The organism is Streptomyces odontomachicola, from assembly GCF_039605595.1.
Lineage (GTDB): Bacteria > Actinomycetota > Actinomycetes > Streptomycetales > Streptomycetaceae > Streptomyces.
On sequence record NZ_JBCFOK010000022.1, the window covers coordinates 14,925 to 37,804 of the forward strand.

Annotated in this window: 19 protein-coding genes; 16 read left to right on the forward strand and 3 right to left on the reverse strand. The window is 73.4% G+C overall.

The genetic code is table 11. The features are described 5' to 3' along the window. The first annotated feature begins 77 nt into the window (after window positions 1–77). The 6 genes from ABEE00_RS31475 (at window position 78) to ABEE00_RS31500 (ending at window position 6,636) form a co-directional block, all read left to right on the forward strand. Complete coding sequence (locus tag ABEE00_RS31475) at window positions 78–884, forward strand: ABC transporter ATP-binding protein (RefSeq protein ID WP_345749168.1); 807 nt, start codon at window positions 78–80, stop codon at window positions 882–884. Window positions 885–1,021: 137 nt separating this feature from the next. Continuing rightward, a complete protein-coding gene (locus tag ABEE00_RS31480) occupies window positions 1,022–1,297 on the forward strand; it encodes a hypothetical protein (RefSeq protein WP_345749169.1) in 276 nt (91 codons plus the stop codon). 6 nt (window positions 1,298–1,303) lie between these two features. After that, window positions 1,304–2,107, forward strand: coding sequence for a TlyA family RNA methyltransferase (locus tag ABEE00_RS31485; RefSeq protein ID WP_345749170.1), 804 nt, complete (start codon window positions 1,304–1,306; stop codon window positions 2,105–2,107). Next, window positions 2,104–3,024: an NAD kinase gene (locus ABEE00_RS31490; protein WP_345749171.1), complete on the forward strand. Its 921-nt coding sequence runs from the start codon at window positions 2,104–2,106 to the stop codon at window positions 3,022–3,024. The genes ABEE00_RS31485 and ABEE00_RS31490 overlap by 4 nt, the downstream gene beginning before the upstream one ends. A gap of 320 nt (window positions 3,025–3,344) precedes the next feature. Further along, window positions 3,345–5,126: a DNA repair protein RecN gene (gene recN, locus ABEE00_RS31495; RefSeq protein WP_345749172.1), complete on the forward strand. Its 1,782-nt coding sequence runs from the start codon at window positions 3,345–3,347 to the stop codon at window positions 5,124–5,126. A 337-nt stretch (window positions 5,127–5,463) separates the two neighbouring features. Beyond that, window positions 5,464–6,636 carry a glycosyltransferase family 4 protein gene (locus ABEE00_RS31500; RefSeq protein ID WP_345749173.1) on the forward strand — a complete coding sequence of 391 codons (1,173 nt, stop codon included), beginning with the start codon at window positions 5,464–5,466 and terminating at the stop codon, window positions 6,634–6,636. 87 nt (window positions 6,637–6,723) lie between these two features. Here the strand turns inward: ABEE00_RS31500 and ABEE00_RS31505 are convergent, their stop codons facing one another. Next, the gene (locus ABEE00_RS31505; protein ID WP_345749174.1) at window positions 6,724–8,538 is read right to left on the reverse strand and encodes a glycoside hydrolase family 15 protein; all 1,815 of its coding nucleotides are present in this window, start codon (window positions 8,536–8,538) and stop codon (window positions 6,724–6,726) included. A 519-nt stretch (window positions 8,539–9,057) separates the two neighbouring features. On the opposite strand from ABEE00_RS31505, the gene ABEE00_RS31510 reads away from it, so the two are divergent. The 10 genes from ABEE00_RS31510 to ABEE00_RS31555 all read left to right on the forward strand — a co-directional run bounded on the left by ABEE00_RS31510 (window position 9,058) and on the right by ABEE00_RS31555 (window position 21,716). Next, window positions 9,058–10,785: a CTP synthase gene (locus ABEE00_RS31510; RefSeq protein WP_345749175.1), complete on the forward strand. Its 1,728-nt coding sequence runs from the start codon at window positions 9,058–9,060 to the stop codon at window positions 10,783–10,785. 9 nt (window positions 10,786–10,794) lie between these two features. Next, on the forward strand, window positions 10,795–11,472 hold the full coding sequence (locus ABEE00_RS31515; protein ID WP_345749176.1) for an NUDIX hydrolase: 678 nt from the start codon (window positions 10,795–10,797) through the stop codon (window positions 11,470–11,472). Window positions 11,473–11,739: 267 nt separating this feature from the next. Beyond that, on the forward strand, window positions 11,740–13,845 hold the full coding sequence (locus tag ABEE00_RS31520) for a tetratricopeptide repeat protein (RefSeq protein ID WP_345749177.1): 2,106 nt from the start codon (window positions 11,740–11,742) through the stop codon (window positions 13,843–13,845). 205 nt (window positions 13,846–14,050) lie between these two features. Beyond that, entirely contained in the window at window positions 14,051–15,175 is a 1,125-nt protein-coding gene (gene ald / locus ABEE00_RS31525) for an alanine dehydrogenase (protein WP_345749178.1), read from the forward strand. Window positions 15,176–15,717: 542 nt separating this feature from the next. Further along, a complete protein-coding gene (locus ABEE00_RS31530; protein WP_451918707.1) occupies window positions 15,718–16,770 on the forward strand; it encodes a ParA family protein in 1,053 nt (350 codons plus the stop codon). Further along, window positions 16,767–17,552, forward strand: a complete 786-nt coding sequence (locus ABEE00_RS31535; protein ID WP_345749180.1) for a hypothetical protein — start codon at window positions 16,767–16,769, stop codon at window positions 17,550–17,552. Before ABEE00_RS31530 ends, ABEE00_RS31535 begins: the two co-directional genes overlap by 4 nt. Before the next feature lie 84 nt (window positions 17,553–17,636). Beyond that, entirely contained in the window at window positions 17,637–18,824 is a 1,188-nt protein-coding gene (locus ABEE00_RS31540; protein WP_345749181.1) for a segregation and condensation protein A, read from the forward strand. Further along, window positions 18,821–19,582, forward strand: coding sequence for an SMC-Scp complex subunit ScpB (gene scpB, locus ABEE00_RS31545; RefSeq protein WP_345749182.1), 762 nt, complete (start codon window positions 18,821–18,823; stop codon window positions 19,580–19,582). The genes ABEE00_RS31540 and scpB overlap by 4 nt, the downstream gene beginning before the upstream one ends. Beyond that, window positions 19,582–20,850, forward strand: a complete 1,269-nt coding sequence (locus tag ABEE00_RS31550) for a pseudouridine synthase (RefSeq protein ID WP_345749183.1) — start codon at window positions 19,582–19,584, stop codon at window positions 20,848–20,850. Before scpB ends, ABEE00_RS31550 begins: the two co-directional genes overlap by 1 nt. Before the next feature lie 74 nt (window positions 20,851–20,924). Beyond that, window positions 20,925–21,716: a nucleotidyltransferase domain-containing protein gene (locus ABEE00_RS31555; RefSeq protein ID WP_345749184.1), complete on the forward strand. Its 792-nt coding sequence runs from the start codon at window positions 20,925–20,927 to the stop codon at window positions 21,714–21,716. Here ABEE00_RS31555 and ABEE00_RS31560 read toward each other — a convergent pair. Next, window positions 21,713–22,357 carry a nucleotidyltransferase domain-containing protein gene (locus ABEE00_RS31560; protein ID WP_345749249.1) on the reverse strand — a complete coding sequence of 215 codons (645 nt, stop codon included), beginning with the start codon at window positions 22,355–22,357 and terminating at the stop codon, window positions 21,713–21,715. The genes ABEE00_RS31555 and ABEE00_RS31560 overlap by 4 nt on opposite strands. A 104-nt stretch (window positions 22,358–22,461) precedes the next feature. Further along, window positions 22,462–22,782 (reverse strand): DUF952 domain-containing protein, encoded by a 321-nt coding sequence (locus tag ABEE00_RS31565; RefSeq protein WP_345749185.1) that lies wholly within the window; start codon window positions 22,780–22,782, stop codon window positions 22,462–22,464. Window positions 22,783–22,880 lie beyond the last annotated feature (98 nt).

A 22,880-nucleotide genomic window follows, 5' to 3' on the forward strand; every position in this document is an offset into this window, starting at 1 on the left:
CGACGAGCACGAGCGCGACTACGAGCACGAGCGCGAGTACGACTACGGCAGCGACCGATTCGACGACGGAGCGGAACATGCGGGAAGAGGCCGCGGGGGCCCGGCTGACCGGCGAGGGGCTGACCCTCGCGTACGACCAGCGGACCATCTCCGAGGGGCTGGACGTCGCCGTTCCCGACAACTCCTTCACGGTGGTCGTCGGGCCGAACGCGTGCGGCAAGTCCACGCTGCTGCGGGCCCTTTCGCGGATGCTCAAGCCCAAGAAGGGCTCGGTGCTGCTGGACGGCGCCGACATCGGCGGCCTGCCCGCGAAGAAGCTGGCCCGCACCCTGGGGCTGCTCCCGCAGTCCTCGGTCGCGCCCGACGGGATCACGGTCGCCGACCTGGTGGCGCGCGGCCGCTACCCGCACCAGGGCCTGCTGCGGCAGTGGTCCGAGGAGGACGAGCGAATCGTACGGGAGTCGATGGAGGCCACCGGCATCGAGGCGCTGGGCGACCGCTTCGTGGACGAGCTCTCCGGGGGCCAGCGGCAGCGGGTGTGGATCGCGATGGCGCTCGCGCAGCAGACCCCGCTGCTGCTGTTGGACGAGCCGACCACGTACCTCGACATCGCGCACCAGATGGAGGTCCTCGACCTGTGCGCGCGGCTGCACAGGGAGCAGGGGCGCACGCTGGTCGCGGTGCTGCACGACCTGAACCAGGCGGCGCGGTACGCGACCCACCTCATCGCGATGCGGGACGGCGCGGTGATCGCCGAGGGAGCGCCGGGCGAGGTGGTGACCGCCGAGCTCGTGGAGGAGGTCTTCGGCCTGCCCTGCCGCGTGATCCCGGACCCGGAGTCGGAGACGCCTCTCGTCGTCCCGCGGGTAGCTGCCGCCCGCTGACGACCGCCGGCCACCTGGTCCGTGGTCGCCTTCCGCTGCGGCGGAGTACATTTCTGCGCCGCCGCAGCGGAGCGCAGCCTTCGTGCCGCCGCAGCGGAGCGCGTGGTGTTCCGTCGTGGCGCGGTAGCGTTTCACGCATGAGTGAGGAGCTGCCGCCGGACGCGGACGAGTCCGCCGAGGGCGTCGAGGCCGTCGACGGGGAGGCCCAGGGGGAGCCGGAGGACGCGGGCGGGCCGCGGCCGCTCGGGGTCGGGGTGCAGGACACCGGGCACGGGGACGTGGACGCCGTGCTGCGGCGGTTGCGGGACGTCGACCACCTCGCTGTGCCGGGCCACCTCGAGGTGTACGAAGATGTTCACCGCGGCCTGCGCGAATCGCTGGCCGGCCTGGACCGTCCATCCCCCCGGAGTTGAAGAACCGTGGCACGACGCCGACTCGACGCCGAGCTGGTGCGCCGTAAGCTGGCCCGCTCCCGCGAGCACGCCGGACAGCTCATCGCCGCAGGGCGGGTGACGGTCGGCGGCAACCCCGCCACCAAGTCCGCCACGCAGGTGGAGACCAGCGCAGCGCTCGTCGTACGCGAGGACAGCGACGACCCCGACTACGTCTCGCGCGGCGGACACAAACTCGCCGGAGCGCTGGAGGCGTTCGCGCCGCTCGGCCTCGCCGTGGAGGGCCGCCGCGCGCTCGACGCGGGCGCCTCGACCGGCGGCTTCACCGACGTACTGCTGCGCGCGGGCGCGGGCCACGTCGTCGCCGTCGACGTCGGCTACGGGCAGCTCGCCTGGTCGCTGCAGAGCGACGACCGGGTCACCGTCAAGGACCGTACGAACGTACGCGAGCTGGCCCTGGAGGACATCGGCGACCCCGTCGACCTCGTCGTCGGCGACCTCTCCTTCATCCCGCTCGGCCTGGTGCTCCCCGCGCTGGTCCGCTGCGCGGCGCCCGGGGCCGACCTCGTACTGATGGTGAAGCCGCAGTTCGAGGTGGGCAAGGAGCGGCTCGGCAGCGGCGGCGTGGTGCGCAGCGCGCAGCTTCGCGCCGAGGCGGTGCGCGCGGTCGCCGAGCAGGGCAGGGGCCTGGGGCTCGGCGCGCTCGGCGTGACCGCGAGCCCGCTGCCGGGACCCTCGGGCAATGTCGAGTACTTTCTGTGGCTGCGCGCCGGGGCGCCCGACCTCGACCCGGCGGATGTCGAGCGAGCAGTGGCGGAGGGCCCCAAGTGACCACCACAGGCAACCGTGAGCCGGGCGACCGCACCGTCTTCCTGCTCGCGCACACCGGCCGCCGCGCCGCCGTACGCAGCGCCGAACTCGTCGTGCAGGGCCTGCTGCGCTGCGGCATCGGCGTGCGCGTGCTGGACGAGGAGGCCGTGGACCTCCCGCTCCCCGACAGCGTGCGCACCGTCGCCGCCACCCCCGACGCGGCCGAGGGCTGCGAGCTGCTGGTGGTGCTCGGCGGCGACGGGACGCTGCTGCGCGGCGCCGAGTTCGCGCGCGCCTCCGGTGTGCCGATGCTGGGCGTGAACCTCGGCCGCATCGGCTTCCTCGCCGAGGCCGAGCGCGACGACCTGGACAAGGTCGTGGACCGCGTCGTCACCCAGGACTACGAGGTCGAGGAGCGGATGACCCTCGACGTCCTGGTGCGCAACGACGGCCACGTGGTGCACCGCGGCTGGGCCATGAACGAGGCGTCCGTGGAGAAGGCGTCCCGCGAGCGGATGCTGGAGGTCGTCACCGAGGTCGACGGGCGTCCCGTCTCCCGCTTTGGCTGCGACGGCGTGGTGTGCGCGACCCCGACCGGCTCGACGGCGTACGCGTTCTCCGCCGGGGGACCCGTGGTGTGGCCCGAGGTGGAGGCCCTGCTGATGGTGCCGATCAGCGCGCACGCGCTGTTCGCCAAGCCGCTGCTGACGGCGCCCGACTCGGTGCTCGCCGTGGAGGTCCAGCAGGAGACCCCGAACGGGATCATCTGGTGCGACGGGCGGCGCAGCGCCGAACTCCCGGCGGGCGCACGGGTCGAGGTGCGGCGCGGCGCGGTGCCGGTGCGGCTGGCGCGGCTGCACCACGCGTCGTTCACGGACCGGCTGGTCGCCAAGTTCGCGCTCCCGGTGGCGGGCTGGCGCGGCGCCCCCGAGAGCTGAGCCCTTCCCCGTACGACGGACCCCTCATCCGGCGTCTCCGACTCCTCCGGCATCGAACACGGTGCGCGAATCCCGTGCCGGTTCGCGCCCGTCGCGTCCCGCCGATGTGCCGGTGCTGTGCCGATCCGGTGCAGAGGCGGGCGCGCGCCGGGCCGCCGCGCGCGGTGCGGCTCCCCGCGTCCAGGACCGCGTCCCCGGCGTCACGCGGTCCTGTCCCCGGCGTCACCCCGGTTCCCCGCGGCACCGCGCGGGGCTCCGTGCGCTGCCGCGATCCCGCGCTCACCGGGACCAGGGGTGGGGACACACCCTCCGCACCTCGTATGGTCGTACCCGTGTTGGAGGAGATGCGGATCAGAGCCCTGGGCGTGATCGATGACGCCGTCGTCGAGCTGTCCCCCGGCTTCACCGCGGTGACCGGCGAGACCGGCGCCGGCAAGACCATGGTCGTCACCAGCCTCGGCCTGCTGCTCGGCGGCCGGGCCGACGCCGCGCTGGTACGGGTCGGCGCGAAGGCGGCGGTCGTCGAGGGCCGGGTGGTGCTCCCGCCCGACTCGCCCGCCGCGCTGCGCGCCGTCGAGGCCGGCGCCGAACTCGACGAGGACGCCCTGCTGCTCAGCCGCACCGTCTCGGCCGAGGGCCGCTCCCGCGCCCATGTGGGCGGGCGCTCCGCCCCCGTCGGCCTGCTCTCCGAGCTCAGCGACGAGCTGGTCGCGGTGCACGGACAGACCGACCAGCAGGGCCTGTTGCGGCCCGCGCGCCAGCGCCAGGCGCTCGACCGGTACGCGGGCGAGGCCGTGTCCGCGCCGCTCGCCGCGTACACCACCGCCTATCAGCGGCTGCGCGCCGTCGCCCGCGAGCTGGAGGAGATCACCACCCGGGCGAGGGAGCGCGCGCAGGAGGCGGACATGCTCCGCTTCGGCCTGGAGGAGATCGCCGCGGCCGAGCCCCAGGCGGGCGAGGACGCCGAACTCGCCGCCGAGGCCGAGAAGCTGGGCCACGCCGAGGCCCTGGCCTCCGCCGCCAGCGCCGCGCACGGCGCCCTGGCCGGAGACCCCGCCGACCCCGAGGGCGTGGACGCCTCCACCCTGGTCGGCGGCGCGCACCGGGCGCTGGAGGCGGTGCGGCAGCACGACCCGCAGCTCGCCGGACTGGCCGACCGGCTCGGCGAGGTGTCCATCCTGCTCTCCGACGTGGCGGGCGAACTCGCCGGTTATGCGGACAACCTGGACGCCGACCCGCTGCGCCTCGCCGCGGTGGAGGAGCGCCGCGCGACCCTGAGCCAGCTCATCCGCAAGTACGGGGCCGACGAAGCCGGCGAGGGCGAGGCCGCGCAGGACGGCGCCGCTGCCGTCCTGACCTGGGCCGAACGCGGTGCGGCCCGGCTCCTGGAGCTGGACGGCGACGACGAGCGGATCGGCGAGCTGACGGCCGAGCGCGACGAGCTGCGCGCCGAACTCGGCACCCTGGCCGGGCAGTTGACCCAGGCGCGGGAGGACGCGGCGAAGCGGTTCGCCGACGCCGTGACCGAGGAGCTGGCCGAGCTGGCGATGCCGCACGCGCGGGTCTCCTTCGAGCTCAAGCACACCGAGGCGGCCGACGGTGACGGCGTCGAGGTGGGCGGCCGCACCCTGGCGTACGGCCCGTACGGCACCGACGAGGTCGAGCTGCTGCTCGCCCCGCACCCTGGCGCCCAGCCCCGCCCCATCGCCAAGGGCGCCTCGGGCGGTGAGCTGTCCCGCGTGATGCTCGCCGTGGAGGTGGTGTTCGCGGGCGCCGACCCGGTGCCGACGTACCTCTTCGACGAGGTCGACGCGGGCGTCGGCGGCAAGGCGGCGGTCGAGGTCGGCAGGCGGCTGGCGCGCCTCGCCAGGTCGGCGCAGGTCGTGGTCGTCACGCACCTGCCGCAGGTGGCCGCGTTCGCCGACCGGCACCTGGTGGTCGAGAAGACCCACGAGGGCTCGGTCACGCGCAGCGGCGTGCAGGCCATGGAGGGCGAGGACCGGGTGCGCGAGCTCTCCCGGATGCTCGCGGGCCAGGAGGACTCCAGCCTCGCGCGTGCCCACGCCGAGGAACTGCTGGAGGCGGCCCGCGCGGCGTCCTGAGCGGCACAGCGCGGACGGGTGCGCGCGCCGTGGTTTCTTCCGCGACGGCTCCGTACGCCTCGGATTCCGTACGGGCGTGCCCCAGGCGGCAGTTCGTCGTTGTCCCCCGGGTGAGTGATACGGGTGGACCGCGCGCCGTGATACAGCGCCGTTCCGGGGACGTGCCGTACGGGCGTGCCCCGCGGCGGCTGTCATGCTGGCCCGTGCACGTGCCGCCGCACTCCGCCGGGCCACCGGGCCTGCGGGGCCGCACTGGCACGGCCCGTACCATCCGCCCCATGGGCACCGCCCGCGCCGCGCCTGCCCGCCGCCCGTCCCGCCAGGAGTTCGACCAGCAGTGAGCCGCCGCCCGACACCGTCGCCGTCGCCTCCGCCGTCCGTCGGCCGCGCGCTGCCGCACGCCGTGCAGGTCATCGCCGGTACGGACACCCCGAGCGCGAGCACGGTCGCCCATGTGCGGTCGCTGTCGGCCGGGTTGGTGGCGCGCGGGCTGCGGGTCACCGTGTGCGGGCCGCTCGATCCGGAGCAGCGCGCGGGGTTCGCCGCGGACGGCGCCGGATTCGCTTCCGCTCCCGCGCGTACCGAGCCGGAGGCGGTCGCCGCGCTGCGCCGCGCCTGCGCCGACGCCGACCTGGTGCACGCGCACGGGCTGCGGGCCGGACTGCTCGCCGGGCTCGCCCTGGGTGGCAGGCGCCGCCGCGTCCCGCTGGTCGTCACCTGGCACGGCCGCGGCACGGCCCGCGGCGGCGGGGTGCGCGAGCGCCTGGGCGCGCTGCTGGAACGCCGCGTCGCCCGCTCCTGCGACGTACTCCTGGGTGCCACGGCCGACCTCGTGGAGCGGGCGCGCACGCGCGGTGCCAGGGACGCGCGGCTGTCCCCGGTGGCCACGGCGCGCGCCGCGGGGGAGCGGCCGGGGGCCGAGCGGGACGAGGAGCGCGCGGAGCGGCTGCGGCACAAGGCCCGCGCCGAAGTGGGCGCGGTGGACCGCCCGTTGGTGTTCTCCGTCGGCCGCCTGGACGCGCACCACGCGTACGGAGCAGCCCTCACCGCCGCGCGCGGCTGGCGCGCCATGGACCCGCCGCCGCTGCTGGCCATCGCGGGGGAGGGCGGCGAGCGCGCCGCGCTCCAGCGGCGCATCGACGAGGAGGCGCTGCCCGCGCGGCTGCTGGGCCGCCGCGACGACGCCTTCGACCTGCTCGCCGGCGCCGACGTCGCGCTGCTCTCGTCCGCCTGGGAGAGCCGCTCGCTCTTCGCCCAGGAGGCGCTGCACCGCGGCATCCCCCTGGTCGCCACCGCCGTGGGCGGCACACCCGAACTGGTCGGCGGCGCCGCGGAACTCATCCCGCACGCCGACCCCGACGCCCTCTCCACCGCGGTCGGCTCACTCCTCGCCGACCCCTCGCGCCGCGAGACGCTGTCCCGTGCTGGCAGGGCCCGCACGGGACAGTGGCCCACAGAGGACGACACCCTGACCCAGGTCCTGAGCGTCTACGACGAACTGACGGAGTGACACCGCGGGCCACCGAGAGCGCGGCCGCAGCGCTGAGACCCCCGCGCCGGGGGCGCCGCGCTGCCGCCCCGCGGCAGGCTCAGCCGCTCAACCCCCGTACGCCCCCGAAGCCGTCAGCCGCAGCGCCGTGTCGATCAGCGGCACGTGGCTGAACGCCTGGGGGAAGTTGCCCACCTGGCGCTGGTCGACGGGGTCCCACTCCTCGGCGAGCAGGCCGAGGTCGTTGCGGAGCGACAGGAGCTTCTCGAACAGCTTCCGCGCCTCCTCCACGCGCCCGATCATCGCCAGGTCGTCGGCCAGCCAGAACGAGCACGCCAGGAACGCGCCCTCCTCGCCCTCCAGGCCGTCCACCCCGGCGCCCTCCTCGGAGGAGGTCGGATAGCGCATCACGAAGCCGTCCTCGGTGGACAGTTCGCGCTGGATGGCCTCCACGGTGCCGATCACGCGCTTGTCGTCCGGCGGCAGGAAGCCCATCTGCGGGATCAGCAGCAGCGAGGCGTCCAGCTCCTTCGAGCCGTACGACTGCGTGAAGGTGTTCCGCTCCTTGTCGTACCCCTTCTCGCACACCTCGCGGTGGATCGTGTCGCGCAGCTCCTGCCAGCGCTCCAGCGGTCCGTCCACCTCGCCGGTCTCGATGAGCTTCACCGTGCGGTCCACCGCGACCCAGGCCATCACCTTGGAGTGCACGAAGTGCCGCCGCGGCCCCCGCACCTCCCAGATGCCCTCGTCCGGCTCGTCCCAGTGCTGCTCCAGGTAGTCGATGAGCTTGAGCTGGAGGAGCTGCGCGTAGTCGTTCCGCGCGAGCCCCGTCATGTGCGCGAGGTGCAGGGCCTCGGTGACCTCCCCGTACACGTCGAGCTGGAGCTGCCCTGCCGCGCCGTTCCCGATGCGTACGGGCGTCGAGCCCTCGTACCCGGGGAGCCAGCTCAACTCGGCCTCGCTCAGCTCCCGTTCACCGGCGATGCCGTACATGATCTGGAGGTTCTCCGGATCGCCCGCGACGGCACGCAGCAGCCACTCGCGCCAGGCCCTGGCCTCCTCGTGGTAGCCGGTGCGCAGCAGCGAGGACAGGGTGATCGCGGCGTCCCTGAGCCAGGTGAAGCGGTAGTCCCAGTTCCGCACGCCGCCGATGTCCTCGGGGAGCGAGGTGGTGGGCGCCGCCACGATCCCGCCGGTCGGCGCGTACGTCAGCGCCTTCAGCGTGATGAGGGAACGGACCACGGCCTCCCGATACGGGCCGTGGTACGTGCAGTGCTCCACCCACTCGCGCCAGAAGCTCTCCGTCGCGGTCAGCGACGCCTCCGGGTCGGGCAGCGGCGGCGGGTCCTTGTGCGAGGCCTGCCAGCTGATGGTCAGCGCGACGCGGTCGCCGGGCCCCACCGTGAAGTCGGAGTAGGTGGTCAGGTCCTTGCCGTAGGTGGGGGCCTCGGTGTCCAGCCACACCGAGTCGGGCCCGGCGACGGCCGCCGTACGCCCGTCCTCCTTGTGCACCCAGGGCACCACCCAGCCGTACGAGAAGCGCATCCGCAGCGAGGAGCGGATGGGAACGCGCCCCGAGACGCCCTCCACGATCCGCACGAGCTGCGGCGCGTGGTCCTCGCGCGGCGGCATGAAGTCGATGACCCGGACGGTGCCGCGCGGGGTGTCCCACTCCGATTCGAGGACCAGGGAGTCCCCGCGGTACCTGCGGCGGTCGGCCGGCGGCGGCTCGCCCCCGGTGGCGTGCGCGGGCCCCAGCCTCCAGAAGCCGTGTTCCTCCGTGCCGAGCAGCCCGGCGAACACCGCATGGGAGTCGAAGCGGGGCAGGCACAACCAGTCCGCCGAACCGTCCCGGCTGATGAGGGCTGCGGTCTGCATGTCCCCGATGAGTGCGTAATCCTCGATGCGCCCAGCCACGTGCATCTCCAGTCGAACTACGGCTACGCCCCGCGGGACGTGCGCTATGACCTGCGGAATTCAGTCCTGCCCTGAAAAGGGTCCGAGCAGGATACGACGGCGTGATCAAACACGCCCCGTGGTCGCGACAGCCGGACTGCGCCGATGGGGTGAGCTTGTGGAGGCGCAGCGGAGTTGTCGGGGCCACACCGTCACCGTAGGACCCACCACCACCTTTGCGGGAGTCCGTTCGGCGAGCCGACAGGCCCGCGCCGGACGGGAGTTGTGGTCCGGGTGCCCCCGGCGCGCGGCCCGCGCGCCCGTCATCCGGCGTGGTGCCGGTCATATCGGGCAGGCCGCGCGGCCCGAACGGCCGAGGTCGCTGATACCCTGGTGGCCCGTGGACCGGTGGGCACACGTACTCGGGAAATCGAGGCGACGGCCCCCCGACCGCAGCGACGACCGCACTCCACATCACCTTCGACGCTGATGACAGGTGTGCCGGTGCGCACCCCACCACGCGACCACGGGAGCCCCCTCTTGGCCATGCCGCCCAAAACCATGACGACCAAGCACCTCTTCGTCACTGGGGGTGTCGCCTCCTCTCTCGGGAAGGGGCTCACCGCCTCCAGCCTGGGGGCACTTCTCAAGGCCCGGGGCCTGCGGGTCACCATGCAGAAGCTCGACCCCTATCTGAACGTCGACCCGGGCACGATGAACCCCTTCCAGCACGGCGAGGTGTTCGTCACCGACGACGGCGCCGAGACCGACCTGGACATCGGGCACTACGAGCGCTTCCTCGACGTCAACCTCGACGCCTCGGCGAACGTGACCACGGGCCAGGTCTACTCCTCGGTGATCGCCAAGGAGCGGCGCGGCGAGTACCTGGGCGACACCGTCCAGGTCATCCCGCACATCACCAACGAGATCAAGCACCGCATCCGGCGCCTGGCCAGCGATGACGTGGACGTCGTCATCACCGAGGTCGGCGGCACGGTCGGCGACATCGAGTCGCTGCCCTTCCTGGAGGCCGTCCGCCAGGTGCGGCACGAGGTCGGCCGGGACAACGTCTTCTTCGTGCACGTCTCGCTGCTCCCGTACATCGGCCCCTCCGGCGAGCTGAAGACCAAGCCCACCCAGCACTCGGTGGCCGCGCTGCGCAACATCGGCATCCAGCCGGACGCCATCGTGCTGCGCGCCGACCGCGAGGTCCCGCTGGACATCAAGCGGAAGATCTCGCTGATGTGCGACGTGGACGACAACGCGGTCGTGGCCTGCAAGGACGCGCCCTCCATCTACGACATCCCGAAGGTCGTGCACTCCGAGGGCCTGGACGCGTACGTCGTGCGCCGCCTGGACCTGCCCTTCCGCGACGTGGACTGGAAGCAGTGGGACGACCTGCTGCGCCGGGTGCACCAGCCGGACCACGAGGTGAAGGTCGCGCTGGTCGGCAAGTACATCGACCTGCCCGACGCGTACCTCTCGGTGACCGAGGCCCTGCGCGCGGGCGGCTTCGCCAACAACGCCAAGGTCCACATCAAGTGGGTCACCTCGGACGACTGCCGCACGCCCGAGGGCGCCAAGCGGCAGCTCGGCGACTGCGACGCGGTCTGCATCCCGGGCGGCTTCGGCGAGCGCGGCGTGGACGGCAAGCTCGGCGCGATCACCTACGCGCGGGAGAACGGCGTGCCGCTGCTCGGCCTGTGCTTGGGCCTGCAGTGCATCGTGGTCGAGGCCGCGCGCAATCTGCTGGGCATCCAGGACGCCAACTCCACCGAGTTCGACCAGGCCACCGGCCACCCGGTGATCTCCACCATGGAGGAGCAGCTCGACATCGTCGCCGGCGAGGGCGACATGGGCGGCACCATGCGCCTGGGTCTGTACCCGGCCAAGCTCGCCGAGGGCTCCATCGTCCGCGAGGTCTACGACAACGAGCCCTACGTCGAGGAGCGCCACCGCCACCGGTACGAGGTCAACAACTCCTACCGCGGCGAGCTGGAGAAGAAGGCCGGACTGGTCTTCTCCGGCACCTCCCCGGACAACAAGCTGGTCGAGTTCGTGGAGTACCCGCGCGAGGTGCACCCCTACCTGGTCGCCACCCAGGCGCACCCGGAGCTCAAGTCCCGCCCGACCCGCCCGCACCCGCTCTTCGCCGGCCTGGTCAAGGCCGCCGTCGAGCGCAAGACCGGCCCGCAGGCGGGCCGGGCCGAGCGGGACGGCCAGGCCCAGCAGGACAATGGGGCCGAGGAGAAGGCGGCCGACGGAGAGGGCTGAACGCACCCTATGAGCCAGCACGACCAGCAGGACCAGCACGGTCGGGACGACCGGCGCACGGCGCACATCACCGACGTCCCGCAGGAGTGGAAGGTCACCGCGACCTCGCTCCCGTTCCAGGGCGCCAAGACGGCGATGCGCACGGACGACGTCGTGATGCCCGACGGCACGGTGGCCCGCCGCGACTACCAGGTGCACCCCGGTTCCGTCGCGGTCCTCGCGCTGGACACCGAGGGCCGTGTGCTGGTGCTCAGCCAGTACCGGCACCCGGTGCGCGAGAAGCTGTGGGAGATCCCCGCGGGACTGCTCGACGTCCCCGGGGAGAACCCGCTGCACGCCGCCGAGCGCGAGCTGTACGAGGAGGCGCACGTCAAGGCCGAGGACTGGCGCGTGCTGGTGGACCTCTACCCCACGCCGGGCGGCTGCGACGAGGCCGTACGGATCTTCCTCGCGCGGGATCTGTCGGAGGCCGAGGGCGAGCGCTTCGAGGTCTCCGAGGAGGAGGCGGACATGGAGCACGCCCGTGTCCCGCTGCCCGACCTCGTACGCGGCGTGCTGGCCGGTGAGCTGCACAACAACTGCCTCGCGGTGGGCGCGCTCGCGCTGTCCGCCGTGCTGCAGGGCGACGGCGTGGACGCGCTGCGCCCCGCCGACGCGCCGTGGCCCGCGCGTCCCTTCGAGGGCTGAGCGGGTCACGGGCACGGGCCGTGTGGCGGAAGGGGCCATGCCGCGGAGGCGCGGCGTGGCCCCTTCCGTGTGGCTCCTGCGGGGCACCGGCCGCCGGCTCCCGCAGGACGCCGGACGCGGCTCCCGCAGGACTCCGTACGGAGCAGTGCGTGCGGCCGATGTGGTGATTTTCGGGCCGGTTCCGGGGCGCGGGTCCACCGGGTGCGTGCGCGAGGTGAACTAGTCTCGACAGCGTTTGCGCAGGCGCAGTGGACGGGAGCGTGGCCCGTGACGGATCAGGCGGCGCGGCCGGCGGGGCCGGGTCCCGCGGCGGCGCAGGAAGCACCCCCCGGCGGCTTCGTGGGACGTGATCGCGAACTCCGGGAGCTGCACGCCGAGATCGGCAGGGCCGGGCTCGGCACACTCTCCGGACGCCCCTCACCGCACAGCAGGGTGCTGCTCATCGCCGGACGCCCGGGCTCCGGACGCACCGCGCTGGCCGAGGAGTTCGTGCGGCGGCACGCGGACGACTATCCCGGCGGAGTGCTCAGGGTGCGGCTGACCGACCCCGGCGGCGCACCCGTTCCCGTGGAGCGCACCGCGCGCGATCTGCTCGCCTCGCTGGGCGCCGAGCCCGCGCCGGCCGGAGCCGACGAGGACGAGCTCCTGGAGACGGTGCGGGGCGCGCTGGGCGCGCGCAAGGTGCTGCTGCTCCTCGACGACATCGCCCGCGCCGAACAGCTCCTCGACCTGCTCCCCGACAGCCGCGACTGCCTCGTGGTGGCCGTCGGCGAAGGGCCGCTGACCGGCGCCAACGACGTACGGCCCTGCGCCATCGGCGGACTCGACCGCGCGGCCGCCGTGCAACTGCTGGGCAGCCGGGCCGGGAAGGCGCCGCGCGCCACCGTCGACCCGCGCAGCGCCGAGGCGCTCGCCGAGGTCTGCGGCGACCTGCCCGCCGCGCTGGCCATGGCGGGCGGCTGGCTCGCCGCGCGCCCCAAGCTCTCGGTCGCCGACGCCGCCAAGCAGCTCGCGGCGCCGGACGAACCCGACCCGCTGCGCCGCGTCTTCCGGCTGGTGCACGACTCGCTCGCGCCCGCCGCCGCGCGGATGCTGCGGCTGCTCACGCTCGCGCCGGTCGGCGCCGTCGACCCGCACACCTCCTCGGCCCTCGCGGGCTGCTCGGTCGCCGCGGCCCGCAGCACCCTGGAGGACTTCGTGGGCCTCGGCCTGCTGCAGCGCACCACGGGGCCCGAGCAGTACGAACTGCCGCGCTGCCTCGACCCGTTGCTCCGCGAGCGGCTGGAGCAGCGCGAGAAGCCCGGCGAGGTGCTGCTCGCCCGCGCGCGGATGCTGGAGCGCACGGTGCGCCAGCTCCAGGCGTGCCGCGCGGTCACCGAGCCGCACGGCTCCCCGGCCCGCAAGCGCCTGGAGGGCATGCCGCGCGCGCTGCGCTTCACCGACGCCGCGGCGGCCCGCGGCTGGCTGGAGGCCCGCCGCCCCGCGCTGCTGGCCTGCGCGCGGCTCGCCGTCGGCGAGGTCGACGGGCAGCTCGACACCCTGGCCAGGCGGCTGATCTCGGCGCTGGCCCGCGCCTTCGACGCGCACCGCAGCCCCCAGGAGTCGGCCCCCGAGCTGTACCGGCTGCACGAGCTGGTGCTGGACGTGGCCGAGCGCGTCGGCCTGCCCCGCGAGGGAGCGGCCGCGCTGCTCAACCTCGGCGACCTGGACGCCGGTTCGGGCCGCCTGGAGCAGGCGCTGACCCGCTACCGCGCCGCCCTGGACGCCTCCCGCGCCGACGGCAGGGACGGTCCGGCGACCGGCCGCGCCTTGGAATCCATCGGCGGTACCTACGCGGAGCTGTCCGACTGGGCGCGCGCGGCCGACTGGTACGGCAGGGCGCTCACCCTGCGCCTCGCGCACCGCGAGCGGGAGGCGGCGGCCCGGCTGCACGGCAGGCTCGGCGCGGTGCACACGTACGCGGGCCGGTTCGGCGAGGCGCTGCGCGAGTGGAAGGCGGCGGCCGCCGCGCACCGCAGGCTGCGGAATCCGCAGGGGCACGCGCGCGCCCTGAGCGAGGTCGCCAGGGTCCAGGAGTACGCGGGCCGGCCGCACGAATCGCTGCGCACCTGCCGCCAGGCGCTGGCCGCCGCGCAGCGCGCGGGCGACACCAGGCTGGAGGCCGCGCTGCTGGTGCGGCTGGCGGACGCCTGCGACCGCGTGGGGGAGAGCGCCGAGGGGCACTCGCACCGTGCGGCGGCCGGCGTGCTGCTCGACGAGGGGCCCGCCGGTGAGCGGGGACGTCCGCCCGGCGAGGGCGCCGAAGCGGAACCCTCCTACGACCGCAAGGCCAAGGGAACCTACGAAATCCATAGTGGATCCGAGAAAGATTGACCCTTTACAAGGCTGGACAGCTCGGGATCCTTCATTAAACTGGCTGGGCCGTGGTTCAACCGGCCGCACCCGGCATGCCCTCAATATGCCTGTGCACCGGGAGCTTCCCGGCATCCCGCCCGCTGTGGGCCGAGGACCGCCGTTGCCGCGTTCCCCCCGCGTACGGCGGCTTCCGCAGCCATCGAGTACCCCTGAGTCAAGGACCGTGATCGACGTGAAGGTCGGCATCCCCCGCGAGGTCAAGAACAACGAGTTCCGCGTGGCCATCACCCCGGCCGGCGTGCACGAGCTGGTGCGCAACGGCCACCAGGTCTACGTGGAGAAGGGCGCCGGAGAGGGCTCCTCCATCCCGGACGGCGAGTACACCGAGGCGGGCGCCACCATCCTCGGCAGCGCCGACGACGTGTGGGCCACCGCCGACCTGCTGCTCAAGGTCAAGGAGCCGGTCGCCGAGGAGTACCACCGCCTCCGCAAGGACCAGACCCTCTTCACCTACCTGCACCTCGCCGCCTCCAAGGAGTGCACGGACGCCCTGCTGGAGTCCGGCACCACCGCCATCGCGTACGAGACCGTGGAGACGGCCGGCCGCCAGCTCCCGCTGCTCGCCCCGATGTCCGAGGTCGCGGGCCGCATCGCCCCGCAGGTCGGCGCGTACCACCTGATGGCCTCGGCGGGCGGCCGCGGCGTGCTGCCCGGCGGCGTCCCCGGCGTGCACGCGGGCCGCGCGGTCGTCATCGGCGGCGGCGTCTCCGGATGGAACGCCACCCAGATCGCCATCGGCCTCGGCTTCCACGTCACGCTGCTGGACAAGGACATCAACAAGCTCCGCGAGGCCGACAAGATCTTCGGCACCAAGGTGCGCACGGTGACCTCCAACGCGTACGAGCTGGAGCGCGCGGTGCTGGAGGCCGACCTCGTGATCGGCGCGGTGCTGATCCCGGGCGCCAAGGCCCCGAAGCTCGTCACCAACGACCTGGTCTCGCGCATGAAGCCGGGAAGTGTCCTTGTCGACATCGCGATCGACCAGGGCGGCTGCTTCGAGGACTCGCGCCCCACCACGCACGCCGAGCCGACCTTCAAGGTCCACGACTCGGTCTTCTACTGCGTCGCGAACATGCCCGGCGCGGTCCCGAACACCTCCACGCACGCGCTGACCAACGCCACGCTGCCCTACATCGTGGAGCTGGCGAACCGCGGCTGGCAGGAGGCGCTGCGCCGGGACGCCGCGCTCGCCAAGGGCCTCAACACCCATGACGGCGAGGTCGTTTACGGCCCGGTCGCCGAGGCGCACGGCCTCCAGCACGTCGAACTGGCCTCGCTGCTCGGCTGATCCGACGCCGATCCGGGGCGGGTCTCCGGAACGACAAGTCAACGCGGCGCGTCAACGTCGCCAACATCACGTCACCGGCCGGACCTTGACCGCAAGGTCCGGCCGGTGACGTAACGATGCCGCTATATCGACCCGGGAGTACGCGCCCAACTCCCGGCGCAGGGCGCCCAGTACGTCACTTCGCTACCGTTTTGCCCTCCGGCGCGGTACGGGTAAAGCCCCCTATTGCCTCTTGACACAGGGGTGTTCGTCGGCCGACACATCGTGCCGTCTCCGGCGGATTGTGTTGCTGCGGACGCCCGACACGCCATAGAGTCGCCAACCGTCGGCAAGGTGCCACGCTGACCTTGTTTAGAAGTTTCCTGGTCACCAAGGAGGTAGGACGACTTGTGAATGAGTCGACATTTTCTCCCGGAGGTGGTCGGCCAGGAGCTCCTGAGCAGGGCCAGGGGCCCTCGGGAGCCGCGGATGTCGGCTCCGTCGCGGTCCACACCTTTGCGAGCCATCAGCACCCGACACCGAATGCGACAGCCCACCAGAGCATGGACGGCCACCAAGTGAACGCCATGGCCGGCGACTCCGGCGGCCGGTCCGCCGAGCCCGTCGCCGACTACAGTGACCCCTACGCGGGACAGACCGCGGCCTACGGCGCCGAGCTGCCCGAGGGTCACTTCTACGACCCCGACGCGGAGTACGAGCCGGACCCCGAGTACGCGGCCACTCTCGCGCCCGATGCCGCACGGCAGCGCCGTGAGCGGATCGGACCCACGGGGCGGCCCCTTCCGTACTTCCCGATTCCTGGACCTGTGAACGAACACGGCCCCGCGAAGATCATCGCGATGTGCAACCAGAAGGGCGGCGTGGGCAAGACCACGTCCGCCATCAACCTGGGCGCCGCGCTGGCCGAGTACGGGCGCAGGGTGCTGCTGGTCGACTTCGACCCGCAGGGCGCGCTCTCGGTCGGCCTCGGCGTGAACCCCATGGAGCTCGACCTCACCGTCTACAACCTCCTCATGGAGCGCGGCCTCGCGCCCGACGAGGTGCTGCTGAAGACGGCGGTCGCGGGCATGGACCTGCTCCCCAGCAATATCGATTTGTCAGCCGCCGAGGTGCAGTTGGTCAGCGAGGTGGCGCGCGAGTCCACGCTGCAGCGCGCGCTCGGCCCGCTGATGAACGACTACGACTTCATCGTCATCGACTGCCAGCCTTCGCTGGGCCTGCTCACGGTCAACGCGCTCACCGCTGCGCACAAGGTCATCGTCCCGCTGGAGTGCGAGTTCTTCGCGCTGCGCGGTGTGGCGCTGCTGACCGAGACGATCGAGAAGGTGCAGGAGCGGCTCAACCCGGAGCTGGAGCTCGACGGGATCCTGGCCACCATGTACGACTCCCGCACCGTGCACAGCCGCGAGGTGCTGGCGCGCGTGGTGGAGGCCTTCGACGATCACGTCTACCACACGGTGATCGGGCGCACCGTGCGCTTCCCGGAGACCACCGTCGCCGGTGAGCCGATCACGACGTACGCCTCGAACTCCGTCGGCGCCGCCGCCTACCGCCAGCTCGCCAGGGAGGTGCTCGCCCGGTGCCACGCCGAGTGAGTCTCCCGGCAGCCGACGAACTCTTCCGTACGACAGGGGGCTCGGCGGTCCAGCCCTCGGCCCCGCAGCAGAACGGCCAGGCGGCCGACCCCTCGGCGGGCCAGGCTGGCGCCTCCCCGTCAGGAGGAGAGGAGGCCGAGGACGCCTCCGCCGGTACGCGGGAGCAGGGCTCCGAGCACGCGGCGGCCGGCGAGGGCGACGACCCCGCGACGCCCGCGCCGTCCCCGAACGGCGCGTCCCCCAACGGGGAAGCGGGGAGCGGCGAGCACAGCGGCCGGGAGTCCGGCGCCGAGGCGGCTGGCCGGCGCGCCGGAGGCGGCCGCGCGGGCGCGCGCGCCGAGGACGGTGCGGACCGGGCGCGGCGGCGCACCTCGGTTCCCTCGCAGAACGGCGGCAGCGGTACGGGCGGTGGCGGCAAGGGCAAGGCGGTGGCCGCCGCCGGGCGTACGCAGCCGTCCAAGGGCCGCCAGGCGGCGGGCGGTTCGGGCGCTCCCGGTGCCTCCGCTCCCGCGGGGCAGGCCGCCTCGTCGGGTTCCGCGAAGCGCGGGCGCAACGCACCGCGCAGGCCCAGTGGGCGCGAGCGGCACGACGAGAAGATCACGGTCTATGTGTCCGCCGAGGAACTGATGGACCTGGAGCACGCGCGGCTGGTGCTGCGCGGCGAGCACGGGCTGGCCGTGGACCGGGGGCGCATCGTCCGCGAGGCGGTCGCCGTGGTCCTCGCCGACCTGGAGTCCCGCGGCGACGCGAGCATCCTCGTACGCCGGCTGCGGGGGCGTTGAGCGGCGGATTCCGCGCCGCCCGTCGCGTGGCCCGGAGCGTCACGTCTCGGGGCCGGCGCATGAACCCCAGTACGCTTCCCTGCGATGCCCACTCCGCCTGACGCCCCCTCCCCACGCCCCCGCCGCCCGGGCCGCCGCGCGCTGGGCCGCGGGCCGGGGGTGCCCGAGGGGGAGGAGCGGGAGGCCGAGGCGCAGGCGGAGTCCCACGTCCTGGCGGAGCCCGAAACCGAGACCGAGCCGCAAGAGCCCGAAGCTCCAGCGGAGCCCGAGCCGGAGCCGGACGTTCAGCCGGAGCCCGAGCCCGAGCCCGAGCCGCAAGCGGAGCCCGAAGCTCAAGCGGGGCTGGACCCCGAGCCCGAGGGGCAAGCGGACCCCGAATCCGACCCCGGCGCCGACCCCGAATCCGACCCCGAGTCGGACGACGGCCGCTTCACCGTGCGGCTGGAGAACTTCGAGGGGCCCTTCGATCTGCTCCTGCAGCTGATCTCGAAGCACAAGATGGACGTGACCGAGGTCGCGTTGTCCCGGGTCACCGACGACTTCATGGCGCACATCCGCGGCATGGGGCCCGACTGGGACCTGGACCAGACGACCGAGTTCCTGGTCGTGGCGTCCACGCTGCTGGACCTGAAGGCCGCGCGGCTGCTCCCCGCGGCGGAGATCGAGGACGAGGCGGACCTCGCGCTGCTGGAGGCGCGGGACCTGCTGTTCGCGCGGCTCCTCCAGTACCGCGCGTACAAGGAGATCGCCGACATCTTCGCCGCGCGCATGGAGTCGGAGGCGCGCAGGCACCCCCGTACCGTCGGACTGGAGCCGCACCACGCCGAGTTGCTGCCCGAGGTCGTCATCAGCATCGGCGCCGAGGGGTTCGCGAAGCTCGCCGTGAAGGCGATGCAGCCGAAGCCCAAGCCGCAGGTGTACGTGGAGCACATCCACGCGCCGCTGGTCAGCGTGCGGGAGCAGGCCGAGATCGTGGTGGCGCGGCTGCGGGAGCTGGGCAGCGTCGGCTTCCGGCGGCTGACCGAGGACGCGCCGGACACCCTGACGGTGGTGGCCAGGTTCCTGGCGCTGCTGGAGCTGTACCGCGAGGGCGCCGTCGCGCTCGACCAGGAGGAGGCGCTGGCCGACATCATGGTGCGGTGGAGCGGCGGCATAGAGGAGGCGGCGGAGTCCCTGGTGACCGATGAGTTCGACCGCCCGCCGGAGCCGCCCGCGCAGGACCGCCCCCAGGGGGACCAGCAGGACCGGGAGGAGCAGGAGGCCCCCACATGAGCAGCGCCTACGACGTACCGGAACACGACGTACCGCACCACGACGTACCGCAGCAGCACGCGCCGGAGCAGGAGCCCCCCGCCGGGGCCGACGGCGTCGCGGCGCTGGAGCTGCGGCCCGCGCTGGAGGCGGTGCTCATGGTCGTGGACGAGCCCGCGACCGAGGAGCACCTGGCGCGGGTGCTCCAGCGCAGCCGCCGCGAGGTGTCCGACGCGCTGCGCGAGCTCACGGACGAGTACGCCAGGCAGCGGCGCGGCTTCGAGCTGCGCAGGGTGGCCGGCGGCTGGCGGTTCTACACCAGGCCGGAGTACGCGGACGCGGTGGAGAGCTTCGTGCTGGACGGGCAGCAGGCCCGGCTGACCCAGGCCGCGCTGGAGACCCTCGCGGTCGTCGCGTACCGGCAGCCGGTCAGCCGCTCGCGGGTCTCGGGAGTGCGCGGAGTGAACTGCGACGGTGTGATGCGCACCCTGTTGCAGCGGGGTCTGGTGGAGGAGGCGGGCAGCGAACCCGAGACAGGTGCGATCCTGTACGGGACGACGCATTACTTTCTGGAGCGGATGGGCCTGCGCGGCCTGGACGAGCTTCCCGAACTCGCACCCTTCCTCCCCGAGGCGGACGCGGTCGAGGGTGACTCCCAGGAGGGTGTGCCGTCGTTCGACGCCGACGCAGACGACGACGGCGGAGCCCAGCAGGCACAGGCCCAGCAGGCACAGAGCCAGACGACCCAGACTCTTACGACGCAGACGACGGAACATTGATGCGAAGCAGCGGCAGGAACACCGGCGGCAACCGCGACGCGGGCGGCAACCGCAACAACCGGGGCGCGGGCAACAAGCGCGACGACAAGCAGCAGCGCGCGGGCCGCCCCCGTCCCGAGGAGCGCCGCTACGACAAGGGCGGCCAGGGCGGCGGCGGTCAGGGAGGCGGCCAGGGCGGTCCCGGCGGCAAGCCGGGCGCGCGGAAGGGCGCGGCGTCCTCGTCCCCCTCATCGAAGCTCCCGAAGAAGAACGCCCCCGGCGCGAAGCCGGGCCCCAAGTCCCCGGCGGCGAAGAAGGCCGCCAAGCAGAATCCGAAGGCGGGACCGAAGACCGGCGCCAAGTCCGGGCCCAAGACCGGTCCCCGGGGCGGCGGCAAGTCGGGCGCCAACCCGTACACCACCGTCACCGGCAGCGGCGCCCCCAAGGCCCGCACCCGCAAGGCCACCGCTCCGGCCCGCCCCCGCGAGTACGAGGCGAAGATCGAGGAGCGGAACCGCGCGCGGCACGACAAGCCGCGGCTCCAGGTGCCCAAGACCTTCGGCGAGGTGGACGGCGAGCGGCTGCAGAAGGTGCTGGCCCGCGCCGGCATGGGCTCCCGGCGCGCGTGCGAGGACCTGATCGAGCAGGCCAGGGTCGAGGTGAACGGCGAGATCGTCCTGGAGCAGGGCATCCGGGTGGACGCCGACAAGGACGAGATCAAGGTCGACGGCCTGACCATCGCCTCGCAGTCGCACGTCTTCTTCGCGCTCAACAAGCCCGCGGGCGTCGTCGCGACCATGGAGGACCCGGACGGCCGCCAGTGCCTCGGCGACTACGTGCAGAACCGCGAGACGCGGCTCTTCCACGTCGGCCGCCTCGACACCGAGACCGAGGGCCTGATCCTGCTCACCAACCACGGCGAGCTGTCCAACCGCCTCACCCACCCGCGGTATGGCGTGAAGAAGACGTATCTCGCCGCCATCCAGGGCCCGTTGCCGCGCGATCTGGGCAAGCGCCTCAAGGACGGCATCCGCCTGGACGACGGGTACGCGCGCGCCGACCACTTCCGCGTGGTGGAGAACACCGGCAAGAACTACCTGGTCGAGGTCTCCCTCCACGAGGGCCGCAAGCACATCGTGCGCCGCATGCTCGCCGAGGCGGGCTTCCCGGTGGAGCGCCTGGTGCGCACCCGCTTCGGCCCGATCGCGCTGGGCGACCAGAAGTCGGGCTGGCTGCGCCGCCTCACCAACACCGAGGTCGGCATGCTGATGGACGAGGTCGGTCTGTAAGGGCCGCCTCGCAGAAGAGAACATCGCCCCGCGTACGCACGCCGGTACGCGGGGCGAGCCGTGGGGGAATCCGAATGAACGGAACATTGGCCGCCGCCGGAGTGCCGGAGCTCGGCGGCGTACTGGACGAGGTCCAGGGTCCGGGGGAGCACCCGCTGGTGTTCGCGACGGTCTCGGGGGCGCATCTGTACGGCTTCCCCTCCCGGGACTCCGACGTCGATCTGCGCGGCGCGCACCTGCTGCCGACCGCGGATCTGGTGGGGCTGCGGGAGCCGGAGGAGACCCGCACGCGGATGTGGGAGCGGAACGGGGAGGAGCTGGACCTCGTCACGCACGACCTGCGCAAGTTCGTACGCCTGATGCTCAAGCGGAACGGCTATGTGCTGGAGCAGCTCCTCTCGCCGCTGGTCGCGCACTCCTCGCCCGTGCACGCCGAGCTCGCCGCGCTCGCGCCGGGCGTCCTCACCCGCCACCACGCGCACCACTACCTGGGCTTCTCCGGTACGCAGTGGCGGCTGCACGAGAACAGCGGGGAGCTCAAGCCGCTGCTGTACGCCTACCGCGCGCTGCTCACCGGGATCCACCTGATGCGCGGCGGCGAGGTGTGCGCGCACCTGCCGACGCTGGCGGAGGCGGTGCCCGAGGCGCCCGCGCGGCTCCCGGAGCTGATCGCGGCGAAGGCGGAGGCCGAGCACGGCGCCGCCGCCGGGCTCGTCGACGGGGAGACCGCGCGCGCCGAAGTGGCCGCGCTCCGCGCGGTGTTGGAGGAGGCCCGGCTGACCACCTCGCTCCCGGAGCAGGGCGGCGGCCACGAGGAGCTGCACGACCTGCTGGTACGGGTGCGGAGCGAGGGCGTCCTCGGCTAGTCGGGCCGTGCCGGCACGGAGGCGTGCCGGGTCCGTACGAGGAAGTCCTCGACCCGGGCGCGGTCCGGCTCGTGGGGGAGGGGGCTCGTCGCGTACGCCGCCTCCGCCTCCTCGTGCAGGGTGCGCAGCCACGCCTCGCACGCCGGCCAGGGGAGCTCGCCGCGGCGCACGGCCAGCAGGCGTTCGCGCGCGGGGCCGACGTCCAGCACGAGTTCGCCGGTGCGCAGCAGGTCGCGGCAGCTCATCAGGAGCCGCAGCAGGTGCTGTACGTGCTTCCAGCGCGGCTCGCCGCGCTGCCGCAGATCGGCCTTCAGCTTCCTGTGCTGGCTCTCCGCATAGCCGGTGAAGGTGCGGCGCACCTGGCGGGAGAGGAACGCGCCGCGCAGCGCGAGGAGTTCCCGCCCCGTCGCGTCCGCGTGCTCGACCAGCGGCGAGTGCAGGACCTCCAGGATGTTCGGGTTCGACGCGAGCCCGAGGGCGCAGAAGTGCTCCAGCTCCCAGGAGAACTGCTCCTCGCGCGGTCCCTCCACATGCGTCGGCGGCTTCTCGAAGCGCCAGAAGAGCGGGGCCGGCGCGGCGTACACCCCGCGCCTGTCGGTGTCGCTGTCCCCGGTCGCCAGGCCGAAGGCGCGCGAGCCCATGACGCAGGAGTAGACGGTGTGCCGCTCCACCAGCCGGTGTCCGGCGGTGGGGCCGGTGCCGTCCGCGCCGGGGCGCGCTATGTCCCCGCCGTGCCCGCCGCCGCTCACGACCACACCGCCGTGGACACCGCGTGGCCCTCCTCGTCGCGCTGGATCTCCAGCATGCCGACCACGGCCGTGCGGTTCACGCGCCCGTGGATGCGCGGGTCGGGGTCCCAGCGCACCGGCGCGTCCAGCTTCCGCTCGTTGATCATCAGGGCCATCACGGGGCCGACCGTGTCCCGGTGCTGCGCGTCCGCCGCGGCGAGCGCGCCCGCCTCGTCGACGGAGCAGCGCACGAAGCCGTCGTCGGACAGCGAGCGCGGCGCGAACGGCCGGTCGGGAGCCTTCAGCCAGTCGTCCAGCGGCACCACGTGGAAGATCATGCATCTTGTGTACTGCCTCCCGGCGTGCGCTGTCGCCCGGGCTCACCGCGTCGCGGCGCCCCCGCCGTACCGCCTGACCGGCCCGTCTCACCTGCCGG